The organism is Pedococcus sp. KACC 23699 (genome assembly GCF_045348425.1).
Taxonomy (GTDB): Bacteria; Actinomycetota; Actinomycetes; order Actinomycetales; family Dermatophilaceae; genus Pedococcus.
Window position 1 is genome coordinate 1,403,068 of the sequence record NZ_CP157483.1, and the last position, 22,630, is coordinate 1,425,697.

A 22,630-nucleotide genomic window follows, 5' to 3' on the forward strand; every position below is an offset into this window, starting at 1 on the left:
GTCCTGCCCATGTCAACCGGACGGCGGGCAGGACCGGCGTTTGGGTGGCTGTCGGTCAGCCAGCCATCAAGCCGTATTCGGCGATGATCCCGGCGAGGCCCGCCGAATAGCCCTGGCCGACCGCGCGAAACTTGAATTCGCCGTTGTTGCGGTACATCTCGCCGAACTTCACCGAGCGCTCGGTGGAGAAGTCCTCGCCGAGGTCGTACTTGGTGATGGCGTTGTCTGGGTTATTCGCATCCAAGACGCGGATGTAGGCGTTGGCGACCTGACCGAAGTTCTGGTTGCGGGCCTCGGCCTGGTCGATCGAGACGACGAAGACGATCTTCTCGACGCTCGGCGGAAGATCGGCAAGGCTGACGAAGATCATCTCGTCGTCGCCGTCGCCCTGGCCGTCCCGGTTGTCGCCCTGGTGCTGCACGGCGCCGCTGGGGTCCTTCGTATTGTTGTAGAACACGAAGTTCTCGTCCGAAAGGGCCTTGCCGTCGGCGCCGCACAGGATCGCGGATGCGTCGAGGTCGAACGTAGCGCCGTCAGTGACGCGGGGATCCCAGCCAAGGCCGATGACTGCGTGGGTCAGACCGGGGGCCTCCTTGGTGAGGGAGATGTTGCCGCCCTTGGAGAGGTTGACAGTCATGCAAGTTCCTTCCCTGCGCACCGATGTGGAGAGTCAGGTGCCGTGTCGTTGGTCCGTCAGGGGATGCCTGACGGCTTGTCTCCGTGGAGCACGGCTGAGTTGGACCATCCCCCCGGAAAGGATGACTATAGGAGCGTTGGGCCGCATACGGGCGACATTGACCGTCTTAGATCGAGTTGATGGGGGTGCGGTCGTCTCTCCACGCGATCTGGGTGTAGCCATAGCGCTCGCACATGCCACGCAGGGGGATGTCGACATGATCTTGTTCGGCACGCACCGCAAGTCGTCCGTCAACCACGAAACCGGTGGCCAGAGCCAGCGATTCGTGCGCGATTGGGGCCTCGATCGGGAACTGCACTCGGGTCTTCCCTCCGAGCGTGGCGGTGACGACTCCGGCCCATCGGGTCTCGGGGCTCGCCGCGCGGATCACGATAAGGAGGCGCTGTATGTGCTCGATCCTTCGTAGGTTGATCACGATGTGGCCGGATGGAGTCTGAGCCACCGTGGGAACAGGGGTGGTGTCGCCGGGGCGGACAGCTACCGTGGCTCCATCGCTTGTCTCATACACGCAGGTCAGACTGAGCCGATCGGACGTATCGAGGCTGAAGCGCATAGTGCCCACAGCGGTCTGGACCCGGCTGAGGGCCGCAACTGAGGGGCGGCCGCTGCCGAGCATCGTGGTGACCCCGGGTGGCAGGACAGGCAACTGCGCGAGGGTGTTAACCAGTGGCTGGTGTCGCCCGGATGGGGTCGGATCAGTTCCTGAGTTGGCGGGGGCGAGTCGATCCAGATTGAGGTCAAGGTCGAGGTTCGTTGGCGAGGTCCCACTCGCGGTCGCGCTCACCGGCCCACGAACAGGTGCCGCTGTGGCTCCAGGCGAAGGGAGATCTAGGTCCAGGTCGAAAGAGACAGGGGGCGAGGCCGCCAAACTCGCCTGCGTGTCTCCGGGTCGTGTGCCTTGGACAAGTGGTGCAGGAGGGATCGCCCGGGGCGTTCCCGAGTTCGCGGGCAGGGTCGGCCCGTTGCTTGCCGCGAACCTTCCGAATACGGAGGGCGCCTGCGGCTTGGACGGCGACTGACCTGGGCTTCCGGTGGTCGTGCTGGCTTCTTTCGCCGTGAACTTCCCGAAGGCGTTGGACGTCGGGGGTGCTGGCGATGGAGGCTGCTCCGGCCCTGCTTGCGCGGGAGGCACCGGGGACGGCGAGGTCGCGCTTGGACGGAACTTGTCGAACGCTCCAGCGTCGGAGCGCTCATTCCCCTCGTCCGCGACGCGGGGAAAGGTCTCGGTCGTCGAGGCGCGTTCGAGCGCGGTGGATGGGGCAGTCGCTCCGTCCACTTCATCCGCGGGACCTTCGGCGCCAGGATCTGGTTCGGAAGCAGCGGGGGGCCCTGATGCGCGGAAGACGCTGAATGGGTCCTCGCTCATCGAGATACTCCGTACCGATCAAAGACGCCGTCGATGCCAGTGGAGAAGCCTTGATTGGTCACCTTGAACTTCCACCCCCCGTCGTGCCGGTACACGTCGGCAAGGACCGTAGCGGTCTCCGTCCCAAAGGTGTCGGCCAAGTCGGCACTGCCCGCGATCTGCGACCGGCTCGATAGGTTGAGGACTCGGACGTGGCAACGACGCAACTGCCCCAGCGTGCGCCGGGTGCCGACCCCCTCGTTGAGGTAAAGCACTAGGGCAACACGCGCCACCTGCGCGGGGGCGAGGGTGAAATCGATCTCGAAGTGGGCCTTGTCATAGGTGCTCGTGCACTGCACTAACGCGGTTGAAAGGTCCGGTGACACCGGCTGGTTGAAGAAGACGACGTGTTCGGCTGACAAGGCGCGGCCGTCGGTGTCGCAGAGGATCGCGGCTACGGTCAAAGTCTCGTTCAGAGCCGTGTCCCCGTCGGTGGACCATCCGATCCCCGCGAGGACGCCTTTCAGGTCGGGGATCTCTTTGGTGAGCGTGACATTCGCGCCCGAGGGCAGGGTTGGCATCACAGGTCCAGATCGGACTTGGTGAACTTCGTGGTCAGGAAACTGCTCTGCGTTTGCAGAGCCTGCACGTCATGCGCCTCAGACGCGGACAAGATCCTGGCGGCTGAGTCGTACAAGGCATCGAGTTGATCTAGGAGGAGGCGTTGGTCGCTCACCCCGGCGCGGGCTGCCGCGACGAATGTACGGATCGCGTTCGGCAGGTAGTCGACGAGGATGGCGTTGATGGTGATGCGGGCGTATGGGTCCAGCCGCTCAACGTCGTCTCGCACGAGAACGGCACCTACGGCGTCGGTGACACGGCGGGCAACAACGGACCCGGCTAGAGGGAGGTTGCCCCCATTGCGGTTGATTTCGGCGATTACCTCGGCATGTTTGCGCCGCAGTGACGGCGTGCTGTCATCGTGGATCGCGGACGGAACCATGGCGTGTGCGGCGTTGGGGTGCGGCTCGTCGTCGAAGAGCCGAGACAACAGTCCCATCAGGGCCTCTGTTCGCGGTCTCGGGCGGGGTCAGGGCAGGTGCGGCGCCGTGCCCGCGCCGGTTTGAGCGGCCAGGGCACGGCGAAGCGGTTCAGAATCCGATGGACTGCTGGCTCGTTTGAGAGTTCCGCGCACGCTGCAGGTGGCTTTGGGCACGGTCCAGTTCGCCCCCAAGGGCGTCGATGGTCTGCGCCATGGCGTCGTTCGCCTGAACGCGGAACGCATCGATCGCGTCCATGGTTTCGAAGACGTTGGTGAACGCCTGCTTCAGCGCTTCTACCTTGACCATTGAGGAGGCGGCCTGCTTGTGAATGTCCACGGACTGCTGCTTCAACTGCTCGGACGTACGCAAGATCAGGTCGGAGGTGGTCTCGTTGACCGCGTTGATCTGGTCCAGGACCAACTTCTGCTGGCTGAGGGCCTGGGAGACGATGATCGCGGTACGCAGCGCGGCCAAGGTGGTTGTCTGGGCCCGGTCCACACCCCGGATCAGTTCCTGGTTGTTCTTGTGGATCAGGCCGAGCGCCATGTAGCCCTGCACGGCCACAGCCATCTGGGTCATGATGTCTTGGCGGCGCTGACGCACGGCGAAGAGTAGATCCGACTCGATCGCCTGAGCATCTTCAGTGCGACCCGACATGTTTAGGTCCTCAACCTTCTGCACCACCGCCTTGTCAAGCGCCTCAGCGAGCAGGTTGTACTCCTTCATCTTTTCCATGGCAGTCCACATGTTGGCCTGCTCGGACTGGATGGCTGCGTTGTCCTTGCGCAGTTCGTCCTGTCCAGAATGCAGCGCCTTAACGATGTCGTTCAACTGCGACTCCGCCGAACGGTACTTCTGGAAGTACGCGTCGATCTTGTTGCCGCCGGGCATGAACTTGAGGACTTTGCGGGCCCCAGTGAGGTCCGCCCGATTCGGGTCGAGGTCGGTGACAACACCACGCAGGGTGGTGAGGGTCATGCCAACCTGATACTGCGGGGATGCCTTGTCCATCTGCGAGGACGAGCGCTGCAGCATGCGGTTCGAGACCTCAGAGGAGCGGCGGATGTCAGAGTCACCCATCTTGGAGATGGACTCCAAGGCCTTGCCGAACTCCGGGGACTTGGGGTCGACCGCGGTGAGTGAGACGACCCACTGGTCCGCCTTCTGCTCCAGAGCGGTCTTAGTCTCCGGGCGCACCGGCACCATCTCTTGCGCCTTGGCTTGAGTGACCACCTGCACTGGCGCTGGCGTGTCCATGACAAACGGCGCTTCCGCCTGCGCTGTTCCCGACGCGGGTACCGAGAAGTTGGCCAGGTCAAGGTTGAGGTCAGTCATGGGTCGGTCCTACTTTCGTGGTTGTTCTAGGCCCCCGCGCACAAAGGTCACGCTGGTGATGTGTTCTATCCGAAAACGGACAGGTCCCACGCCTTTCTACCAAACTGCTGCGGCCAGCGGGTCGGGAACGACATACCTGCGCCATCCTTCGGCGCCGTCGTGCTCGGTCAGGTCCTCGACGGTGTTGATCGCGTAGACAACAACAAAGGTCGCTTTGCGTCGGTCGCGTTTGAGTCGCAGACGACCCGACAATTCGGGCATACAGGTTGTCAGAGCCCTACCTTAGAGAGGGGATGTCGCTCCGTGCCGCTTGTAGTACGGCGACCTTGCCCCGGCGCGCCGTAGGCGTCAGGGCGTTGTCGTGGCCGCCGACCCTCACCACTGGAACCCATGCCTCCGGCCTGCATCTCGGCGCCGGTAATCCCTGGGGGCGACGGACTCTGGCAGGCAGGTCGCCGCTACAGTTCCGTGGAGGGTTCCGTGGAGGGTTGGCTGGATTAAGGGGTGGAACCCCCGGGCCTCTGGGGGATAGGGACTTTAGTTCTGACCTGGGGATTCACCCTCGGCGCCAACGGTCGAGTCCCTCCGCGTTGGGATGTCCCCTGAGTGTTCTTGGAACACCAATGCGCTCTCTGGGGAATGCCGCACGGTCCGCTTCGCGGACCGTGCGGGGACGAGTTCGGCGGCGCGGTCCCAACGCAGCGGCCGGGCGGCTTAGCACGGTGGGCTTGGGAGCGGGCCGGCCAGATGGGCGTTCAGCCGAGCTTGAACGTCCTCTAATGCCTGCGGGTTCAGGCGGTCAACGCAACGCTTCCGCTAGTGATTCTGATGGTGTCTTGAAGCCCAGGGTTTGTCGAGGTCGGTTGTTGAGCTCTGCGGCGATGGCGTCGAAGTCGGTTTGGGTCAGGGTGCGGAAGTCGAGCCGGCGGGGCAGGTACTGACGCAGCAGGCCGTTGGTGTTCTCGTTGCTGCCGCGTTGCCAGGGCGACTTGGGGTCGCAGAAGTAGACCTGAACACCGGTGGCGATGGTGAACTGCTGGTGTTGGGCCATCTCGTGTCCCAGGTCCCAGGTCAGGGTCTTGGCCAGCGACTTGGGCAAGGTGGTGACCGCGTCGGCTAGGGCGTGCGCGACGGCGTCGGCGCGGTGGTCCCCTCGGGGCAGGGCGACCAGCATCAGGTAGCGGGTCTTGCGTTCGACCAGGGTCGCCACCGGGCTCATTCCCTTGCCGAAGACCAGGTCACCTTCCCAGTGCCCGGGCACGGCCCGGTCGGCGACCTCGGGTGGGCGCGCGGAGATGTTGACCGTGTTCGGCCTTGATCCGCGACCATCGGGGGTGCGAACTCCTTTGGGGCGGCGCAGGACCCGTCCGGTGCGCAGGTATCGGGTGAGCTCCTTGTTCAGCGCGCCGCGGGGCTGGACGTACAGGGCGCGGTAGATGCTCTCGTGTGACACCTGCATCCGTGGGTCCTGAGGGTAGGTCCGTTTTAGCCAGCCGGCGATCTGTTGGGGTGACCACCGCTGGGTCAGCTTGTCCTCCACGATCGCACGCAGCCGCGGATCCTTGGCCAGCTTGCACACCTTGGGCCGTGTTGCCCGCGCCCAGGCCCGCTGGTCGGCTCGCACTGCCCGGTACCCGCGTCGGCCACCGTTGGCGTTGACCTCCCGGCTGACCGTCGACGGTGCCCGCCCAACGCGGGCGGCGATGGCCCGGATCGACTCGCCTGCGGCCAGCCCGCGGGAGATTTCCTCCCGGTCCGCCAAGCTCAACCTGTCAGCAGCACGCCTGCGCGGCTCTGGCCGGATCCCACCGCAGCGGATCAGGTACGCCCGCACGGTTCCGGTGCACAACCCCAGCGCACGAGCGGTGGGCTTGGCAGCCTCACCGGCCTTCAGCCGCACCCAGACCTGGTCGATCGCCTGCGGCGTCAACCTCTCGTAGTCGCCATGACCCACGACAACCTCCTCGACACAGTCGAATCAAGGAAGTGTTGCGCTGACCCCGTGAGACCGCCCCGAAGAGCGGACGGTTGTCACCGAGCTGGCCAGGTCGGCAGCAGGCTGTGGTTCAGGTAGTGGCATGGGTGGCAAGTACCGGTACTCATGCTCACCGTTGTCATCCTGTGCTCCCATGAATCATGGCAACCGATCAGCGGTCCCGAGGCGCCGCGCGAAGCATCATCAGCGTCGGCCACCTGCTGGTTGGTGGAGCGGCATTCGTCTTCGCCGGCGTGATGGTCGTTGCGGGCTCAAACCCCCGCGCCGAGCTCGAGGGCGTGCTTCTACCCCTGGGGCTGTTGCTGGCACTGGCCGCAGCAGTCTTCATGTACACGGCGGGCATGGTCCTGCGAAGTGTGACAGGGGACCGTCACGGCCCCTCGTTAACCCTCAGCACCATCGAGCTTCTGGTCGGGCTCGCGCTGGCCTCAGGGGTGATGGCGGCCGCGCAAAGCTATGGCGCGCCGTTGCGTTCTCCCCTGCTGCTGCCGTCGGCGCTACTCGTAACTCTCGGCCTCGCAGGGCTCGGTATTGAGATGTCGGGACGCGCACGCCCCACGGAAACGCACTGAACTGCCGCGAAGCGAGCGGCCGGTCATGCCGATCTGAGCGCAATGGTGATTGCGAGGATGTGCTTGCACGGTCCACGTGTTCCTGAGTGCTCCAGTTCCCAGGCGCATTGGCATCGCAGCCGCGGGTTGCCGTTCGAATCGGGCGCTGTCGTCGTGACGGCGTAGTGGTTGTCGTGGCTGCCCGAGACGGACCAGCCGGCGGGGGTTCGGGTGACGGCGCCGTCTTCGAGGAGTTTGTGGGCGGCGGTCAGTCGGGGGTGGCGGCGGAGGACCTTGTGGGCGTCGATGGGTAGTTCTCGGTGGAACCAGGCGGTCTCGCTGAGGTCGTATCCGAGCCAGCCGGCCCCGGCCAGCCAGGCGAGGCCGGCGGCTGTCTCGCCGGGCGTCATGTCGGTGCGCAGGGCGAGGTCGGCCTTGTCGACCGTTGGTGACCAGTCGAGCGCGGCCAGCAGGCGTTGGCCGTGAGCGGCGGTGTCATTGCGCGTGAGCTGCATCAGCAGCGTTCCCTCGCCTGAGAAGCCGCGGTACGGGTCTGGGCTGAGGACCAAGGTGAAGCGTGCGCCGGGGAGGTCGAACACCCAGGCTGTGGTGTCGTTGGGTGCGATGTAAACGGTCAAGGTTTGGGCTTGGCGCGCGATGCGTTCGCACCCCCGTAGGCGGCCGGCGCCGGTCAGCGGGATGGCGCCTGGAAGTCGTCGGTTCATCTGGCGCCACCGCGGTGTGCTGGGAACGAGGTACACATTGGGGCCCGGTGGGGCGGACCGTGGCAGGTCGGCGAGGAATCCGGCGAGGGTGGCACCGGTGAGCTGCCCAGCGAGAGTCATCGCTTCGGTCAGGGCGGGTACCTCGGCCAGGCCGCGAATCCATCGCTCGGGCAGGTTCACCTTTCGCTCGACGTGGGTTTCAATCAGGGACGATGCTCGAAGTTCGCCCTTCCCGACTGACAGGTGCAGTGCTTGGTCCCGATGCACTCTGGCCAGGGCGGTGCGCAGCGGTTGGTTGATGTCGACGTTGGTCGTGCCGAACCCGACCTGCCCGCTGCCCAGTGCTTCGGGGAGCAGGTCGAGCCGGGCATGGACGCCGTTGCATGCCGAGAAGGACTCGAATCGCAGCCGGTCGCCGCTGGCTGTGACCACGGGGTCGAGGTTCGCGAGTCTGCCCATGAGGCCGGCGTCGGCGTACCTGCTGGCTGCGACATCGGCTACGGCGAGCATGCCGGCGGCCGCGATGTCGGGGCGGCTCAGGACGCCGGTGAAGAACACCGGGTTCTGAACCAACCCCAACGGAGTCGCCGCCAACGCAGTAGCGAGGTCTAGGTGGTTGCCATCAGGGGCAGCTATGAGCTCGGATGCGGTCACGTAGGAGCTCACCCGCTCACCGTTTCGCTGGCGGGCCTGACAAGGAGCTCACTCGTCGTGTCGAGCGCTGCGACGAGGGCGCGTGCGTCGAGGTGACCCTTGGTTGTGCCCTTGCTGCCCGCGAAGTCGCGCAGAGGTTGGGGAACGGTGCGGTCTGGCACTTCGTGGGCGTACGCGCTGAGTAGTCGCAGGAGCTCGGGCAGTGCCGCGGGCCTGCGGTCGACGTGGCACAGCGCAGCCGCGATAAGCAGCGCTGTTGGCCACAGGCCACGCAGGCCACCGGCTTCGAACAGGGTGCGGACGCCCTGCGTCACTCGTCCCAGTGCCAGGGTGCCCGCCTCGTGCCGACCGAGCGCGGCCGCCACAGCGGTCTCGGGGACCAGTCGCCCGCGGATGACCACGTCCAGGTCCGGATTCAACTGGTGGTCCCGGAAGTAGCGCCTGTCTTGCCCGAGGTGGCCCAAGAGGAAGTCGTGCAGGGCCAGACCGAGTGGTCCTGCCGCGCGCCCAGGGAAGTCCCGGGGCTCATAACCGAAGCCGAACTCGGCATGTGCCGTCACGAAGGCGCGGTCGGCCCACCGAGGCATCACCCTGATCAGGTCGGGTGTCCAACCGATCCACCACAGGTCCTGACGCAGCTCGCCCGGCGCCGCAACGCACCGTGACCACGGGACCGGCGCCACAGCCGTCGTCGTCCATCGACCGTCGACAGCCACCAGGTCCAGCGACGGCAACCCTCCCGCGGCGACCCAATCGCCAACCACCGCACACACGTCCCACCCTTGCGCGCCGCCAGGGTCGGTCAGACGTGGCGCCGTCCGCAGGCTGGCAAGCGGGCCGAGAGAGTCCGCGTCGTACTGGTCGACGCGGCGCAGGCGCCAGAGTGCTTGGACCAGGTCAAGGGGGCCCACCTCGAGCCCCTCACTGGCACGAAGGCGCGACACCAAGTCCTCGAGGTCGAGCGTGCCGTCAGCGTATGCCGGGGTCGAAAGGACCACAGAGTTCTGTTCAGCCAGGAGCAGCGACTCCAAGGCACGCAGGAACGCCAAGCGAGCGGCCCCTGAGTCCAGCGATGATGGCAGCTGAACGGGGTTCTCCGGGGAAGACAGCGCATCCGGGAGGCTGGGAAGGGCTTGGGCCCTCTCGGACGCCGCGCGTCGAGGGACGAACTCGTCCTCGTACCAAGGTCGGACTGTCTCCTCGTGAGTCACGGAGGTGCGCGCCAAGCGCCAAAACGTGCTGGTGTCCACGCCGCGGCCAGCCCACAGGTCGATGGCGCCGACGACGTGCAGGGGCTGGGAGGTGCGTTCGATACCCGCAAGGGCGGACCGGACCGCCTCCGGCCCGTGCAGACCAATCGCGCGCACTGTGGCCGCCAGCACCCGGTCGGGGTACGTCAGGGCTGTGCCGGGATGGGTCTCTGAACCGTAGCCAGGGGGGATGCAGCAGAACGGCCGGTAGCTCAGCGCGTAGTAGTTGAAGTCAGCGCAGAGCAGCTGCCGCAGCTCCTGCAGGTCAGCGAAGGCGAGGTCGTCCATGGCGACGTCAGACGGGTGCGGATCGCGGGTGAAGTCGGGACTGGCCGCCTCCCACAGACCCCGGACGCGCACAGGGGCCTGCCGAGGCGCAGTGACGGACTTCGTGTCGGTCATCTCGGCCCGTAGCTTCACCAGGAAGGTGTCGGGATCGGTGCCGGTCAGAATCGCGCCGAAGCGTCGAGCTTCCACCTGCGCGTTGCTGTGGCCGGTCCCGGCGGCCAGCGCGGCAACCTGTGGGGGCAGTACGCCACCTTCAGGAACCTCGACGGCGTATGTCGCCAGAGTCGCCAGCAGGTTCGCCAACCCGGCCGGCTTGCGCGCCGCGCCGCAGGCAGCATTCACGACAGTCAGTGCCATCGGCCACGCCTGCCTGAACCCACCCGCAGCGAAGAGGTCGTCGAGGGCCTTGATGAACGCCGACACGGACAGTTTCCCGGCCTCGATGAGGGCGGCGGCGGGAGCGCCGATGCTGCCACCGCTGCCGAAGGACCCGTCAGCCATGGCGGTCAGCGCTTGCTCGACCAAGAACTCTCGCTGCCCGTCCTGGTGGTGCTTGGGGTGCAGGAACTCGGCCCACGTGGCCCGCTGCTCCCACCAGGTCCAGTAGCGGGGCTGCGTGTCCGTCCCCGCTGGCGTTGGCCGAAGGTCCCACAACCCGAGCGCCGTCGGCTGTGACGCCTCACCTGTGCGCGTGCCGGCCGTACCCGTGGGAGCAAGGTCGGACATGGCTCGGCTCACGCGCTGGGCGAAGGCGGAGTCCGCACCGTTGGCCAGCAACGGCATCGCCTCGAGAATGTCTTCGACGGCGATGCGCGAGCGGACGTCCTTGGACCGCATCGCCCGAAGGAGCGTTGCCTTCTGCGCCTTCTCCGGGCGGCCGGAGATGACCATGGTCAGGTCTGTCAGCTCCTCCGCGGTGGTCGCAAGCTCGATGGCATTAGGGAGCAGGGCGCTTCCGACACTGCCGTGGCTTGTTGCCAGCACCCCGAGCATGTATGTCAGCCCCCCGGGGATCTCTTCGGCGGTGACTTCGAGCGCGGCCAGAACTCCTGCGAGAACCTTCTGGCTGGCTGGTCGCTGGGGCGATGTCAGCAACGTCAGCACGTGCTCCAAAAGCGCGTCGCGGTTAACGAGTCCCTGGCTGGTCAGTTCTTTCACTGCGTGCGGCAGATCGAGCGTCTGCCCGCAGTGGCCGGAGGCGAGGTAGTGGAACAGCAGGTCTGGCATCAACGGGTCTTGGGACAACCACGACGTCAGGGAGTCGTGCTTGCCTGCGCCGGACGACCACGCCGCGAGGAACGTGGCACCTCGAGGTGCAGGCAGCTTGTGGTGCAGCACCACCGCGCGCAGAACGCGCGAAAGCGTCCAGTTCGTGTTGCGGGCGTTCCCGCCAAGGCTGACCTTCGCGGCCTCGTCGACGAAGTCGCGGACCCACTCCCGGTCGGCGTCCCAAAGCTGTTGCACGAGGGCCGCCTGACCTGAGTGTTCCTGGTGGTCCCAGTGCTCGCTCCACAGAACTCGACGCGCAGCCGTCACGGGGCCGCACAGGGCGACCGCGCACATGTCGATGAGCCACTGAGCCTGGTAGAAGGTCTCGTAGGTGACTCGATAGTCAGGGTCGTCCTTGCCGACGTACGGCAAGGACTCCATGCCGGCCACCCACCGCTTGCTCTGGGCGAACCAGTCCTTCGCCTCCCGCAACGACTCCCCGTCCAAGGAGTCCAGCAGGACCCGCGCCTCATCCACGTCGCCACGGATCATCACCGGGACCAACCTGTCGACAAATGGCACGAGCATCCATTCCCCCTCACATCAGGCGGTCCACGTGGACAGCAACTCCACGAGTCTGAGGGGCGGCCCAGCCAATCGCAGCAGAACGGGCCAAACTGTTGACGCCCCGGGCCGGGCCTCTACCGCCGTCGGGTAGGACCGAAACGTCCGCTCATGGCACCCCTTTAGGTCAAGACATGGCGGGGGCGAGAGTTCTACGCTGGTTGATGGCGGGTCCGGGAAGTGGCTTGTCCGAAGTGCCGGTGTGGGGTTGTGAGCCGGTCGCGCTGGAGTCAGAGTCGTTGCCCCGTTGCCCTCCCGGGCCCGTCGCCCTGTTCTGGTCGCGCCTGTTCTGGTCGGCGACCATGCGGGCGTACACGATGTTCGACAGGCGCCGTTTGAGCGATCGCATCGCCATCAACGAGGGTGTCCCGCCGGCTTTGCGGGCGTCGTAGAACTCTCGCCCCGGTGTCGGGTTCCGCAGCTGGACGACGGCCATGATGTGCAGGGTCCGGTTGATCCGTCGGTTGCCCGCCCGGGACAGGCGGTGGCGTTGCTGGGCTCCTGATGACGCGTCCAGTGGCGCGGTGCCGTTCCAGGACGCGAACCGGTCCTTGTCGCGGAAGCGGTGGATGTCGCCGACGTCGGCCAGCAACCGTGCCGCGCCGGTAGGTCCTATCCCGGTCAACTCCAACAGTGTCGAACCGCGCTCGATGACCAGGGCGGTGAGCTCTTTCTCGGCCGCCTTGATCTTGCGATCGATCCCCTCGAGCTCGGTGATGAGCTCGACGACGAACCGTCGACGGGTCTTGCCCACGATGTCGCGCGGCTTGACCGTCGCGACCAAAGCGCGGGCCTGACTGGCGGACAGGAACTGCTTTGCGCCGCCTGGGATCAGTTCCAGCAGAAGCCGATGCAGCCGGTTGATCGTCTGGGTGCGTGCCCGGCCGAGCTCGTCGCGGCGGTCGACCATCAACGCCATGACGACCAGGTCGTCCTGCACCAGGACAGGGCGCAGCCCCGGCTCGGGTGGGGCGTACAACGCGGCCAAGGCAACGGAGTGCGCGTCGACCGGGTCGGTCTTGCGGGCGTTGCCGGTGGCGAAGATCCGCACCTGAGCGCTGAGCTTGGCCGGGACGTCCACGACCCGTTCCCCGTCGTGCACGAGTCGGTGGGCGATGTGTCGTCCGATGCCGTTGCAGCCCTCGACCGCCCATACGCGGTCAGGATGAAGCCGACCAGCAGCAAGCAGTTCGGCATACCCGGCCTTGTCCGTCCCGAACCTTCCCACCGCCACCAGCCGCCCGGTCTGGTCGATGACCTCGATCGTGGCCGAGCGCTTGTGCGGGTCCATCCCGATGATCACACCCATCCTCTTCCTCCTTCACTCGCCAACTGACGTGAAGCGGGGAGGGCATTGCTACTTCGAGCAGAACAAACCCCTTTCGAGCCTCTCCTCGCGCGGTGCCCGACGAGGCCGCATGCCATGAGAGAGCCACACCAATGACACCGGTGGGCAGCCGCAATAAGAGCGTCTCGCCGAGCACCTAGACCGAGTCTGGCCGGACACCGATCCTGCGACCAGTCTCTAAGTAGCCGCGATCCCCATGGTCATGTCGACGAGGGCGCATCCGAGTGGAGGTGCTCCCTGAAGAACGCCGCGATACGCCGTCGAGCATCCAGGGTGGACGCGTGGTCGTACCGGGTGCCCGAGATGCGAGCGAGGAAACGCAGGAACAAGGTCTGGTCCTCGGGTGCGTGGTTGTTCATGAACCCGTGACCAGCGCCAGGGTAGATCTTCACGTCGTGCGACACGTCGAACTCGGTCAGCAGGTTCTCCAGCCGTTCACCGGCCCGGGCCCCCAACGGGGACTTGTCGGCTCCGCCGAAGCTCCCGACGACCGGGCACGCCCGCGGCAGCCAGTCCCGGGCGTCAGAAGGGCAACCGCCGTAGTTAACCGCCGAGGCATCGAACCCGTGGCCCTCGGCCAATGCGATGGCGTACCCGCCGCCCATGCAGAAGCCGACCACGCCCACGACCCCGGTGCAGCCGTCCTGGTCGCGTAGCCATTGCCGTGCCAACTCGATGTCATCGAAGGTGCGACCACGACGAGGACCGAGCTCACGCATGATCGTTCGCAGGCAACGCAAACGGCTGCCCCAGTAGTACAGGTCAGGTGCGATCGCCAAGAAGCCTTCCTCGGCCAGCCAGTCCGCGTGCTGTCGCAGGTCTTGACTCATGCCGGTGAAGTCGTGGATGACGACAACGCCGGGCCACGGAGGCGACGTCGAGGGCACCGCCGTATACGACGGCATCACGCCGTAAGGCGTCCCGATCTCGACCAGCGGCTCTGTCTTCATGGCTCAGTGTCACCGGTCGCAGTGTGAGTCGACTAGAGGGCGGGCGTAATGAGTGCGGCCACTCGTCCTCTTTCCATCACGGGCTGATTCGCACTGTCATACCGCAGATCGGAAGTCCCTGAAGGAACCCGTGGGCCGGCAGTCCGATTCTCGATTGGGCCGACCGCGCAGTCGTCCCAAGTCCGTGGTCCGGCGGCAGGCGCCGCGTGATGTGGTTGGGCAGCGGGATAGGTCCGGGGCTGCCTACGGCGGCCCGGGCCACGACCTCCAAGCGCTGGCTTCGCGCATTGCTCGCACCGCACATCACGACAAAGCAGCGCCCTGGCCGTCAGGCCAGGGCGCTGCAGTCCCGTTGCGATCAGTCCGTCTGATCATCAACCTTCGCGTCGCCTGCGTTCTTGCGGACCGACTCGATGCCGTTCAGCGCAGACGCCTTGCTTTCGTACGCCTCGCCCGTCGCAATGACCTCACCGTTGCCTGCCTTCAGGCGAAACCGGAACTTCCCCGACTTGTCCTTGTACAGCTCGAACTTCCCAGCCATCCCTACAACCCCTCTGCTCGGCGGAACTGACAACCTGGAACCTAGGGCAACAACACGCGCCCCGCGAGAGGTGCGGTGAGCTGGCCCTCCCGGTTCACCTGTAGGGCCAAGCCAGCAGCGACCGCACCCGCTCACCGCCAGCGCGTGCCGACACAGCAAGCCCCGACCTGTGGTTTGGGGGTTGCGCTAGAGCGCCAGCGGCCCGTTCACCCCGGCTGGGACCACGGTCACCGACGCCGCCGGCCGTTTCCAGACCGCGTGGGCGCCCGTGAAGGCCGGACCCGCGTGGGTCCGAGCGACGGCCGTCGAAGTCGGCAGGGGCCAGCTGGCGCAGTCGTTGGCGACGGGCATGACGGTACGAACCCCAGCCAAGCTCACCCTGAAGCTCTCGACGTCGACGACCCGGACAACGGGTGCAAGCACCGTCACTGCGACGGTTGTGCCTGCGGGCGGGGACGTCTCGTTGGATCGAGCAACGTCCAGACGAGCGCAGGTGGACACCGAGGACCTGAACTTCTGGGACTGGGAACTCATCGAAGACAACCCTCAAGCCACGTTCGGTGACGTCTTCATCAGCTTCCAATCAGGGTGGGTCCGCGCGCCTCTGCGCTACTTGGCCGACGGCCCACGCAACGCACCAGGGTGGCGGTGGGCGCTCGTCGGCGGCGAGAAGAAGCACCACTCCATACGCACCTCACGCCTGCCTGACGACTTCCTAGCAAGAGCCTTGGCCACCGACCCGTCCTCGGCATCCGTGTGCCAATCTCACGGACCCCGGACCTGCTTCGCCTGTGGGCTCCTGATGACCCGGCGCACTGCAGCCTGACTACGAGCTTCACTGAACCTCTAGCGCCGGTCGGCTGGCGCCGGGGTAATGCCGACGGAGTCCGGGCGCGTTCTGCGCGTATGACGTCTAGACCTCAATGGTGCCTTCCACCTGACCGACGAAGGGATGCGCTCACAGATCAAAGAGCAGGCGCTCCGCCACCTAGGCACCGACACAGAAGTCATCATCGGTCCCTCACCCGTTCGTGCAGCAGACCCTCCTTCGGCTTTGGCACGCAACGGCGCGGCCAAATACTGAGCGTGCAATGGGCAGTGCAAGTGGCGCCCTCCGTCGGGTGTGGAAATCCCGCACGTCACCTTCAGGACACGTTGGCGTTGTCGAACGTGACGACCATCGGCTCAGCATCGGTATATGTGACGGTGGCTGAGACGTCGGCTGTGACGTCTTCGCTTGCCGGGTCGCTGGAGTACTCAGAGACATCCGTGTAAGCGACGGTCATCGGCACTTGTCCGGAGACGCGGACCGAACTGCCCACCCCCGTGACACTCAACGTCTGCCGCAGCGGACCGTCCATCCGCCACCTGACCCCTACTGCTCGGCCGCTGAGGTACGCGTCCACGCCGAAGGGACAGCCGAATGGCTTCAGCTCGCCCTTGTTCATGCACGCGTTCACGGCCTGGACGACCTCGTCCTTCACCTTTTCGGCGATTGCGGGCCGCAACGTTCCACCCAGGGAGAGGGTCCCCTTGTCACCGGGCAGTGGAAGCCATGAGCTCGTTGATCCGCCGAGGTACATCTTCGTGTTGGGTCGGGTCGCCGCCACCTGTCCTGGGAACATCTTGTACGTGCCGCCGGTGACGGTCTTGTTCGCGACGCGGACCTTTTCGCCGTCACCGTCGATGGTCACCTCGGCGAAGGGGTCCACCACGGCCCACTCCTTGAACAGGCCGCCCCACTTCGGCCGGTTGTCGTCCTTGACCATGTGCAACGCCGTCGTCCTCAGGTCTCCCTTGATCGCGTAGGACACTTCAACGGTGGCCGAGTCTGCGGTGATGTCGGCCTTGCCGACGTGCACTGCGGTCATCGGCGCGGCCTTGAGTTGCGCCTTGAGGACTTGGTCGACGAGCAGGGTCGTGTTCCCGCCTTCGACCCGGGCCAACGCCAGGGCCGCCGTGGCGTTGCCGCTTGATACCGCATCAAGGTACTGCTGCGCGGCGGGTACCGGGCCGTACAGGCGCGTTGATGCGTAGGCGTAGCCCCCAACGAGGGCTGCCGCGACGATGGCCACTGCGGATCCTGTGACGACGATCCGCCGGGCGACCTTTGGGCGTATGCGCACTTGTTCAACGGCGACACCGGCGCGGGCTGCGTTGTCGGCGTCGACGCGCAGCCACGCCGGGATCGTCTTGCCCATGCGTACTGCTGCATCGGCCAGGCTCAGGGACCAACTTGGTGCCAGGCGATGACTTCGGGAGGCGCCCACGATCGCCAGAGTGCGAGGCGCGATACCACCCAGGCTTGGCGCGATGGCGGTTGCAGCCAAGTACGCAGCAGCGGTCCAAACCACCGCCAGACCAATGATGCCTGTGTAGGTCAGACCGGCACGACCGTGCCAGTCCAGGCCACCCAGCGACGATGCGTTGGTTGCGATCTGGCCAGTGGCCTGGGCGCTCACGTGCACGCTGGCCCCCGCTAGCCAGGACAGGGCAGCCCACAATGTCGCCGTCGCGACTACCCACTGCGCGGCAGTGCCAAGGCTCAACGGCTTCCGCGTAGACCTCAGGATGCTGCGCACCGCACCTGCCAGCGCCCCCACCAGGGACGTCACCAACAGTATGTAGAACCAGGCAGGTCGCGAGGAGTCGGAGAAGAGCCCGTAGGCCAGCGCGTCGGTGGGGAGGTCGTTCATGTTCAGCAGGGACGGCAGGTAACCGGAAAGAGCGCCGTCACTCGTAGCCGACACGTCGCTGCCCAACGCGAATCCCGCCGCCGTGATGAGGACGTTGGGCAGTAGCGCAGCCCAGATCGCGACACCGGCGTAGGGCCCCATGTTGTTGGGGTCCGTCACGGCCGTGGTGAACGTGTTCTCGCTGTCACTTACCGCCTTGCTCGTCTCGACGATGGCGTACACCAAGAACACCACCGCCGTAGACGCGACGACCGCCGTGACGAGGCGCACGGCGGCCCTGAAGGCAGCCATGCACGAGACAACCCACGAGGGCTGCGCCGTTTCGAGTGCAGCAGCCGAGAACCGGCCGGCCAGGCTGACGACCAAACTGATCGCCAGCACCGAAATCGCGGTCCGGACCGGGTCCAAACCCAAGCTGAATCTAACGGTGGACGAGATGTCGTTGCCCAGCTCGTGGGCCAGGTCCAGTCCGAAACCCTTGCTGGCTCTGCTGACTAGGGCCAGCAGGACCCACCCTGCGGCCAGGATGCCCGCAGTAAGCACGCCGCGCCCAGCGAGTTGGGAGGAGTCCCGTGATGGCCGTCGGTGCTCGTCGCGGCGGGAGAGCCAGAACAGCAGCCCGATGGAGACCCCTGTCAGCAGCAGCGGTGCCGCTGAAGCGGAGGCCACCGCTTCGAAACTCCCCCCGGAGAAGTCTTCTTCCCCGGCGACGGTGCCCCGCACTGTGGCGGCGAGGGTGCCATGCCATGCCAACCCGGCAAGCCACAGGCTGGCACGCAACAAGTCGAGGGCACTGCCGCGGTGTCCGTGAGGAGCGGCTAGTGCGGTGAGCAGCACGACAACCAGCGCTAGGACCAGCACGGGCGCCGTTGTCAACAGAGCAATCTTCCCGGCTGCGGTGGCGTGCTCTTGATTCAGAGCGGTCCGCTTCAGCCCCGCCATCGCCGCGCCGGCACGCTGTGGAACGGGCGTCGGCGTAACGGCGCCCGTGGCACCGGCTGACCGCCGATCCGGATGCACCGTGGCCCCAATGTCCCCTTGGGGCGCAGCCGGCACTGTCGCACTCTCAGCAGGGCGGGCGCCCGCCACCGATGCGGGTACTCGCTCTGTCTCGCCGGCGTCCTCTACCGCCTCTACTGCCGCTGCCGCAGGCGCCTCGAACGTGGGCAGCGGCTCCTCTTGGGGGGAACCGCACACAGAGCAGAACCGGGCGCCCGTAGGCAGTTGAGCCGAGCAGGTGATGCAAGTTGGCATGAATGACTCCTGGTAGTGACTGCGGCCGCACGCTAGGGCGGGTCAGTGAGGGGGGGTGAGCGTGCGCGGCATACAGACGTTTGCCAGGGCCGGACCGGACTTGTCGGGATAGGCGCTCTGACAGAAGTCCTGCACCGACTGCTCGTCGTAGAAGTAACCAACCGCCAGCGTCACCCAGAGCGTCTTGCCATTGACCGTGCTCTTCTTGCCGAAATCTGTTCCCTTGAGCAGCACGACACTGGACCCGGAGAATCGGTCGTCCCCGCGCAGCGCCAAGTGCTCGGCAAGGATGTCCGCGGCAAGAAAACGATGGGTTCCGTTGGCAGCCAGCGCAAGTGGGTCTGTCACGCCGATGAATTTCGACGAGAGCTGAGCAGCCCACGACCCGTCGAGCGTCACCTGGGCCACGTCGTCGGCGCGCAGACCTGCGAGGTCGGACAGGGCGCGAGTCTCAGCCGGGTTCGCAGAGCGGGTCGGCCTTGGGCGTTGGACCGCCACCGGAACCGTGGCCTTCGGCTTCTTCGGTGCCGCACTCGACGTGGGAGTCACGCTGGGAGTTGCCGCTGCACTCTTGGAGGCGACCGGCGCGGCTGCAGCATTGGTGGTGGCTGGCCCCCCTTGGCCGGGACCGTGGTCACCGACCTTGGACACAGCGACCCACACAACTACGGCCACCGCCGCCATCAGTCCTGCTCCGATGACGAGGAGGGGACCGCGACGGCGTCCGGGGCGATCCGGAGCCCCCTCCCTTGAAGTTGCGGCAGCTCCCGCAGCGGCATCGGTGAAGCCCTCGGGCCCTAGGCCCCACGTAACCAGCTTCGGCTCTGCCGCAGCATCCGCCTGATCCCGGTCTGCCATTCCCCGCTCCATTCAAATTGGACTTTGGAACACTGGCAGAACACGGCTTGAAGCCGCACTGATTCAGCCCTCGTCGGGACACATCGACGTAAGCATGACCAAACGGATGAGGCCGGACATCCTCCCTGCCACGTAGAACGGCCTATGTTGCGCCTCAACCATCGCTATGAAGTCGGTCCCAACGGAACTGGGACGCCTGACCCAAGGACGACCACATGAAGTACTGCACCCACTGTGGTGAGCCCCTGCCCGTTAATGCAGCCTTCTGCATCCATTGCGGCCATCCAGTGGCTGCATCCCCAGTCGCTCCCCCTCCACCGGTATCAGCTACTCCGACGCGGCCCTCCGTCGCTCCAACGACAAGTAGCTTCGTCCCCGTCAGCACCCACCGTCGCTCCGTAGCGTGGGCCGACCTTGTGCCTCTGAGGGCGTGGTGGACCGACGGTCAGTGGCGTCAGGGGTGGGTGGGACTGTTCGGCCTCTTCGCCGTTGCGCCCTTCCTCATCCTTCGACTCACGGGCGACGACCAGGACATCCATCGGATCGCCTGGGGCTTCGCCCTCTACTTCGCGCTGCTGTGGTTCGTGGTGCTCTACGCGCTCATCGCCCCAGAAGATCGAGACTGGTGGCGACTGGGGCGCATCGCTCTCGCCACCGCATTCGCCGGGACGGCCATCGCGATCTTCCTCGAGAAGCACATCGCCCCCGACGACACCAGCCTCGTCACCATGATTCTCGGCGTCGGTCTACCCGAAGAGTTCGCCAAGGCCCTGGCCATCTACTTCTTCGTCTTCAGGTCGACCCGGCCGTCCAGCACACGGACCTACCTGTTCGCCGGTGCTGTCAGCGGCCTGGCCTTCGGCGCCGCAGAGGCTGTTTCTTACACCCAGAAATTCGCCGACCTCGCCAGCTATATGTCCGCGAGCTCCTACACCGCCCTGGTCACTTGGCGCCTACTGACCGACTCACTACTGCATGCCATTCTCGCGGGCATCTGCGCCTACTTCATCGGCCTTGCATACGCCGATTCCCAGCGTCGGTGGGCCTTGATCGGGGCCGGCCTTGGCCTCGCAGCCGTCCTGCACGGCGCGTACGACGCGTGGGCGGCGAACTGGGCTGGCACTCTCACAGCTGCAATGATCATCTTCATCTTCGCCGGCTACGTGCGCTCTGGAGATCGAATCGCCGAGCGACTCGTCATTGGAAACCCAACCGACTTGCCCGCGCTCAGCCACCAGTCGGGGCCAGAATCCATGTCCTCCCCGAGCGGTTAGACGCACAATCGGCGAGAAGCAATCCGGCTCCGCTTCAAGAGCACCAGTACAGCTCGATGTGAGGCGCCGAGAGGGGAACAGTGATGAGGCACGGCTCCCCACCGCATCTGAGGGCTGATGTCCCGCAGCAACAGACAGCATGGCGTTGCCGCAGGCGTCTCCGAAGCGCCGGCCGTTGCGATCTTGCCCGCGAGAGTGCGGCAGATCCCTGAGACGTAAGGCATCCAAAGGAACTAGGTCGTGGTCGTCAGATCGGTGTATCGCGGAGCCCATACGAGGCGAAAACGCGCATAACGATGTCAGGCTCCAGACAGCAGGGCTCTCAACCGGGGGCTGCAGCTACACATCCGGCAGAAGCGCCGAACCTAGAAAGACGCACCTATGACCATCGACAACCTCGCCGCCGGCGAAACCGTCATCGCCCGCGAGAGCTTTAGCCCAAGCCCAGTTCTCTTCTGGCTCAAGACCGAAATGACCGTGACCGAGAAGAGGATCTCCGGCCGCCAGCCCAACACCTTTGCCGGAATCATTCCGGTTGGCGCGAGCCAAATTCTGTACCCGCTCAAGCAGGTTTCGTCGATTGGGGTCGAGACCCGCGTCCGGCCCATCCGCGTGGCTGTTGGCGCGATCCTGGCCCTGGCCGGGCTCCTCACCCTTGGCTCCAGCGTGGGGGCCGCGCTGATGTTGATCGTCATCGGAGCCTTGCTCTTCCTCGGCGGTCTGCGCGCGGCAATGGCCGTCACCAACAATGCGGGGAATACCAGCTATGTCACGGTGACACTCTTCGAGAAGGCGCGTCTCGAAGCATTCGCGTCGCGCGCGGCAGGTCACCTACTCGACTTGTAGCCGCGCGTCAACGAGCGCGTCTCACCACCGTTCCGGCTGCACTCGGCTTGGAGGTGGGTGACATTCGGGCGTTGACGACGAGGAGAACCTCCGGGTGATGTGTGGATCTTGAACTCGCACACCGCTCGGAGGTTCTCGTGTCCCACGCGGATGCCCGTCTCGATGCTCGTTGTCCGCACCGAGCGCTTGCCGCTGCAACAAAACCTCGCCGGTCCCCGGGACACCGTCCGGCACGACGGCCTGCATACCAACTTCACTGATCCCACTGGAAGGCCCTTCCATGCGCCGCACCCCGACCATTCTTATCGTGGCCGCATTGATCACCCTGATCTTCAGCGGATGCGGCTCGTCCCAGGACAGCCTGGCCCCGATCGCCGCAACCCAGACCAGCGCCGCACCCCCGGCACCCGCGGCACCCGCGACCACTGCGACAGCCACGACAGCCCCGTCTCCGACGACGCAGGCTGTGGCGCCCAAGCCCAAGATCCGCCAAAAGCCCGCGAAACTACCGGTCAACGCGAACGTGACCCACTTCGCCCTCCTCAAGGGCCTGACCAAGGTCGGCAACACTTGGTGGCTCGATTACGACCGCGCTTACTACTGCGAAGGGGAAGCCCAGGACGACCCCGGCTGCGCCGGACCCAACCCAATCGAACTTGACAATGGCGTCTGGATCATCAACAACAACCCCACGATGACGCACGCCCGGGTCGCCGCGACCCTCAAGATGACCCTGTACACCGAAACCAGCACCCCCAAGCCGTTCACGCAGGGCCTGCCCGCTGCCGACCAGATGGACCACCGCAACGGCATGCACTGGGCTGGAGCGGACGGCCAAGGCGGCATTTGGGCCGTCCTCGACTACGACAACACCGGCAACATCAAAGTCATCGAGCAGTACTGGACCCCCTGAGACCGGGTGGAGGCGCGACGGCGTGTTGCCGCCGCGCCTCACGAGCCGCGCCACGAAAAGTACATCGTGGGGCAGGGCGGCGGCTCGCCACGCCATGGCCACCACCCGGGGGACGCGCGCCTCGACGGAATGGCGCACGGTCCGCTACGCGGACCGTGCGCGGCCGAGAGGCACCTGATACAGACGTGCTAGAGCGCCTGATCGAGGTCCCTCTAGCCAAGTGAGCAATGCGG

17 protein-coding genes and 1 pseudogene are annotated in these 22,630 nt (G+C 65.8%); 5 read left to right on the forward strand and 13 right to left on the reverse strand.

What is annotated here, in order from left to right:
* Positions 1 to 55: 55 nt before the first annotated feature.
* From ABEG17_RS06535 to ABEG17_RS06560, 6 genes are all read right to left on the reverse strand, one after another.
* Complete coding sequence (locus ABEG17_RS06535) at positions 56 to 637, reverse strand: TerD family protein (RefSeq protein ID WP_406832474.1); 582 nt, start codon at positions 635 to 637, stop codon at positions 56 to 58.
* A gap of 166 nt (positions 638 to 803) precedes the next feature.
* A complete protein-coding gene (locus ABEG17_RS06540) occupies positions 804 to 1,313 on the reverse strand; it encodes a hypothetical protein (protein WP_406832475.1) in 510 nt (169 codons plus the stop codon).
* Between the two features lie 746 nt (positions 1,314 to 2,059).
* A complete protein-coding gene (locus tag ABEG17_RS06545; RefSeq protein WP_406832476.1) occupies positions 2,060 to 2,623 on the reverse strand; it encodes a TerD family protein in 564 nt (187 codons plus the stop codon).
* Positions 2,623 to 3,102: a hypothetical protein gene (locus ABEG17_RS06550; RefSeq protein WP_406832477.1), complete on the reverse strand. Its 480-nt coding sequence runs from the start codon at positions 3,100 to 3,102 to the stop codon at positions 2,623 to 2,625. The genes ABEG17_RS06545 and ABEG17_RS06550 overlap by 1 nt, the downstream gene beginning before the upstream one ends.
* Positions 3,103 to 3,193: 91 nt before the next feature.
* Positions 3,194 to 4,420: a toxic anion resistance protein gene (locus tag ABEG17_RS06555; protein ID WP_406832478.1), complete on the reverse strand. Its 1,227-nt coding sequence runs from the start codon at positions 4,418 to 4,420 to the stop codon at positions 3,194 to 3,196.
* A 799-nt stretch (positions 4,421 to 5,219) separates the two neighbouring features.
* Positions 5,220 to 6,374 carry an IS30 family transposase gene (locus ABEG17_RS06560; RefSeq protein ID WP_406832479.1) on the reverse strand — a complete coding sequence of 385 codons (1,155 nt, stop codon included), beginning with the start codon at positions 6,372 to 6,374 and terminating at the stop codon, positions 5,220 to 5,222.
* A gap of 182 nt (positions 6,375 to 6,556) precedes the next feature.
* Here ABEG17_RS06560 and ABEG17_RS06565 point away from each other — a divergent pair, with 182 nt between their 5' ends.
* On the forward strand, positions 6,557 to 6,988 hold the full coding sequence (locus tag ABEG17_RS06565) for a hypothetical protein (protein WP_406832480.1): 432 nt from the start codon (positions 6,557 to 6,559) through the stop codon (positions 6,986 to 6,988).
* A 23-nt stretch (positions 6,989 to 7,011) separates the two neighbouring features.
* Here ABEG17_RS06565 and ABEG17_RS06570 read toward each other — a convergent pair whose 3' ends face one another.
* The 7 genes from ABEG17_RS06570 to ABEG17_RS06600 form a co-directional block, all read right to left on the reverse strand.
* The gene (locus tag ABEG17_RS06570; RefSeq protein WP_406832481.1) at positions 7,012 to 8,358 is read right to left on the reverse strand and encodes an SWIM zinc finger family protein; all 1,347 of its coding nucleotides are present in this window, start codon (positions 8,356 to 8,358) and stop codon (positions 7,012 to 7,014) included.
* Positions 8,355 to 11,681, reverse strand: a complete 3,327-nt coding sequence (locus tag ABEG17_RS06575; RefSeq protein ID WP_406832482.1) for a hypothetical protein — start codon at positions 11,679 to 11,681, stop codon at positions 8,355 to 8,357. Before ABEG17_RS06575 ends, ABEG17_RS06570 begins: the two co-directional genes overlap by 4 nt.
* Positions 11,682 to 11,844: 163 nt before the next feature.
* Positions 11,845 to 13,026, reverse strand: a complete 1,182-nt coding sequence (locus tag ABEG17_RS06580) for an IS110 family transposase (RefSeq protein ID WP_406831248.1) — start codon at positions 13,024 to 13,026, stop codon at positions 11,845 to 11,847.
* Positions 13,027 to 13,265: 239 nt separating this feature from the next.
* Positions 13,266 to 14,015, reverse strand: a complete 750-nt coding sequence (locus ABEG17_RS06585; RefSeq protein WP_406832483.1) for a dienelactone hydrolase family protein — start codon at positions 14,013 to 14,015, stop codon at positions 13,266 to 13,268.
* Between the two features lie 358 nt (positions 14,016 to 14,373).
* On the reverse strand, positions 14,374 to 14,556 hold the full coding sequence (locus ABEG17_RS06590) for a YegP family protein (RefSeq protein ID WP_406832484.1): 183 nt from the start codon (positions 14,554 to 14,556) through the stop codon (positions 14,374 to 14,376).
* Positions 14,557 to 15,701: 1,145 nt separating this feature from the next.
* Positions 15,702 to 18,194, reverse strand: a complete 2,493-nt coding sequence (locus ABEG17_RS06595) for a hypothetical protein (protein WP_406832485.1) — start codon at positions 18,192 to 18,194, stop codon at positions 15,702 to 15,704.
* Between the two features lie 354 nt (positions 18,195 to 18,548).
* Positions 18,549 to 18,905 carry a hypothetical protein gene (locus tag ABEG17_RS06600; protein ID WP_406832486.1) on the reverse strand — a complete coding sequence of 119 codons (357 nt, stop codon included), beginning with the start codon at positions 18,903 to 18,905 and terminating at the stop codon, positions 18,549 to 18,551.
* A 674-nt stretch (positions 18,906 to 19,579) separates the two neighbouring features.
* On the opposite strand from ABEG17_RS06600, the pseudogene ABEG17_RS06605 reads away from it, so the two are divergent.
* The 4 genes and pseudogenes from ABEG17_RS06605 to ABEG17_RS06620 form a co-directional block, all read left to right on the forward strand.
* Positions 19,580 to 19,648: pseudogene (locus ABEG17_RS06605) on the forward strand (zinc-ribbon domain-containing protein); the annotation flags it as partial.
* A 180-nt stretch (positions 19,649 to 19,828) separates the two neighbouring features.
* Positions 19,829 to 20,638, forward strand: a complete 810-nt coding sequence (locus tag ABEG17_RS06610) for a PrsW family glutamic-type intramembrane protease (RefSeq protein WP_406833147.1) — start codon at positions 19,829 to 19,831, stop codon at positions 20,636 to 20,638.
* Between the two features lie 381 nt (positions 20,639 to 21,019).
* A complete protein-coding gene (locus tag ABEG17_RS06615) occupies positions 21,020 to 21,484 on the forward strand; it encodes a hypothetical protein (RefSeq protein ID WP_406832487.1) in 465 nt (154 codons plus the stop codon).
* Between the two features lie 280 nt (positions 21,485 to 21,764).
* Complete coding sequence (locus ABEG17_RS06620; protein WP_406832488.1) at positions 21,765 to 22,397, forward strand: hypothetical protein; 633 nt, start codon at positions 21,765 to 21,767, stop codon at positions 22,395 to 22,397.
* Positions 22,398 to 22,630 lie beyond the last annotated feature (233 nt).

Bases quoted from the DNA above. Each gene is read 5' to 3' on its own strand.
- ABEG17_RS06550 (WP_406832477.1), bottom strand. From the start codon at position 3,102: ATGGGACTGTTGTCTCGGCTCTTCGACGACGAGCCGCACCCCAACGCC.
- ABEG17_RS06540 (WP_406832475.1), bottom strand. From the start codon at position 1,313: ATGCTCGGCAGCGGCCGCCCCTCAGTTGCGGCCCTCAGCCGGGTCCAG.
- ABEG17_RS06565 (WP_406832480.1), top strand. From the start codon at position 6,557: ATGGCAACCGATCAGCGGTCCCGAGGCGCCGCGCGAAGCATCATCAGC.
- ABEG17_RS06615 (WP_406832487.1), top strand. From the start codon at position 21,020: ATGACCATCGACAACCTCGCCGCCGGCGAAACCGTCATCGCCCGCGAG.
- ABEG17_RS06575 (WP_406832482.1), bottom strand. From the start codon at position 11,681: ATGCTCGTGCCATTTGTCGACAGGTTGGTCCCGGTGATGATCCGTGGC.
- ABEG17_RS06545 (WP_406832476.1), bottom strand. From the start codon at position 2,623: ATGCCAACCCTGCCCTCGGGCGCGAATGTCACGCTCACCAAAGAGATC.
- ABEG17_RS06555 (WP_406832478.1), bottom strand. From the start codon at position 4,420: ATGACTGACCTCAACCTTGACCTGGCCAACTTCTCGGTACCCGCGTCG.
- ABEG17_RS06535 (WP_406832474.1), bottom strand. From the start codon at position 637: ATGACTGTCAACCTCTCCAAGGGCGGCAACATCTCCCTCACCAAGGAG.
- ABEG17_RS06595 (WP_406832485.1), bottom strand. From the start codon at position 18,194: ATGGCGGGGCTGAAGCGGACCGCTCTGAATCAAGAGCACGCCACCGCA.
- ABEG17_RS06620 (WP_406832488.1), top strand. From the start codon at position 21,765: ATGCGCCGCACCCCGACCATTCTTATCGTGGCCGCATTGATCACCCTG.
- ABEG17_RS06580 (WP_406831248.1), bottom strand. From the start codon at position 13,026: ATGGGTGTGATCATCGGGATGGACCCGCACAAGCGCTCGGCCACGATC.
- ABEG17_RS06585 (WP_406832483.1), bottom strand. From the start codon at position 14,015: ATGAAGACAGAGCCGCTGGTCGAGATCGGGACGCCTTACGGCGTGATG.
- ABEG17_RS06590 (WP_406832484.1), bottom strand. From the start codon at position 14,556: ATGGCTGGGAAGTTCGAGCTGTACAAGGACAAGTCGGGGAAGTTCCGG.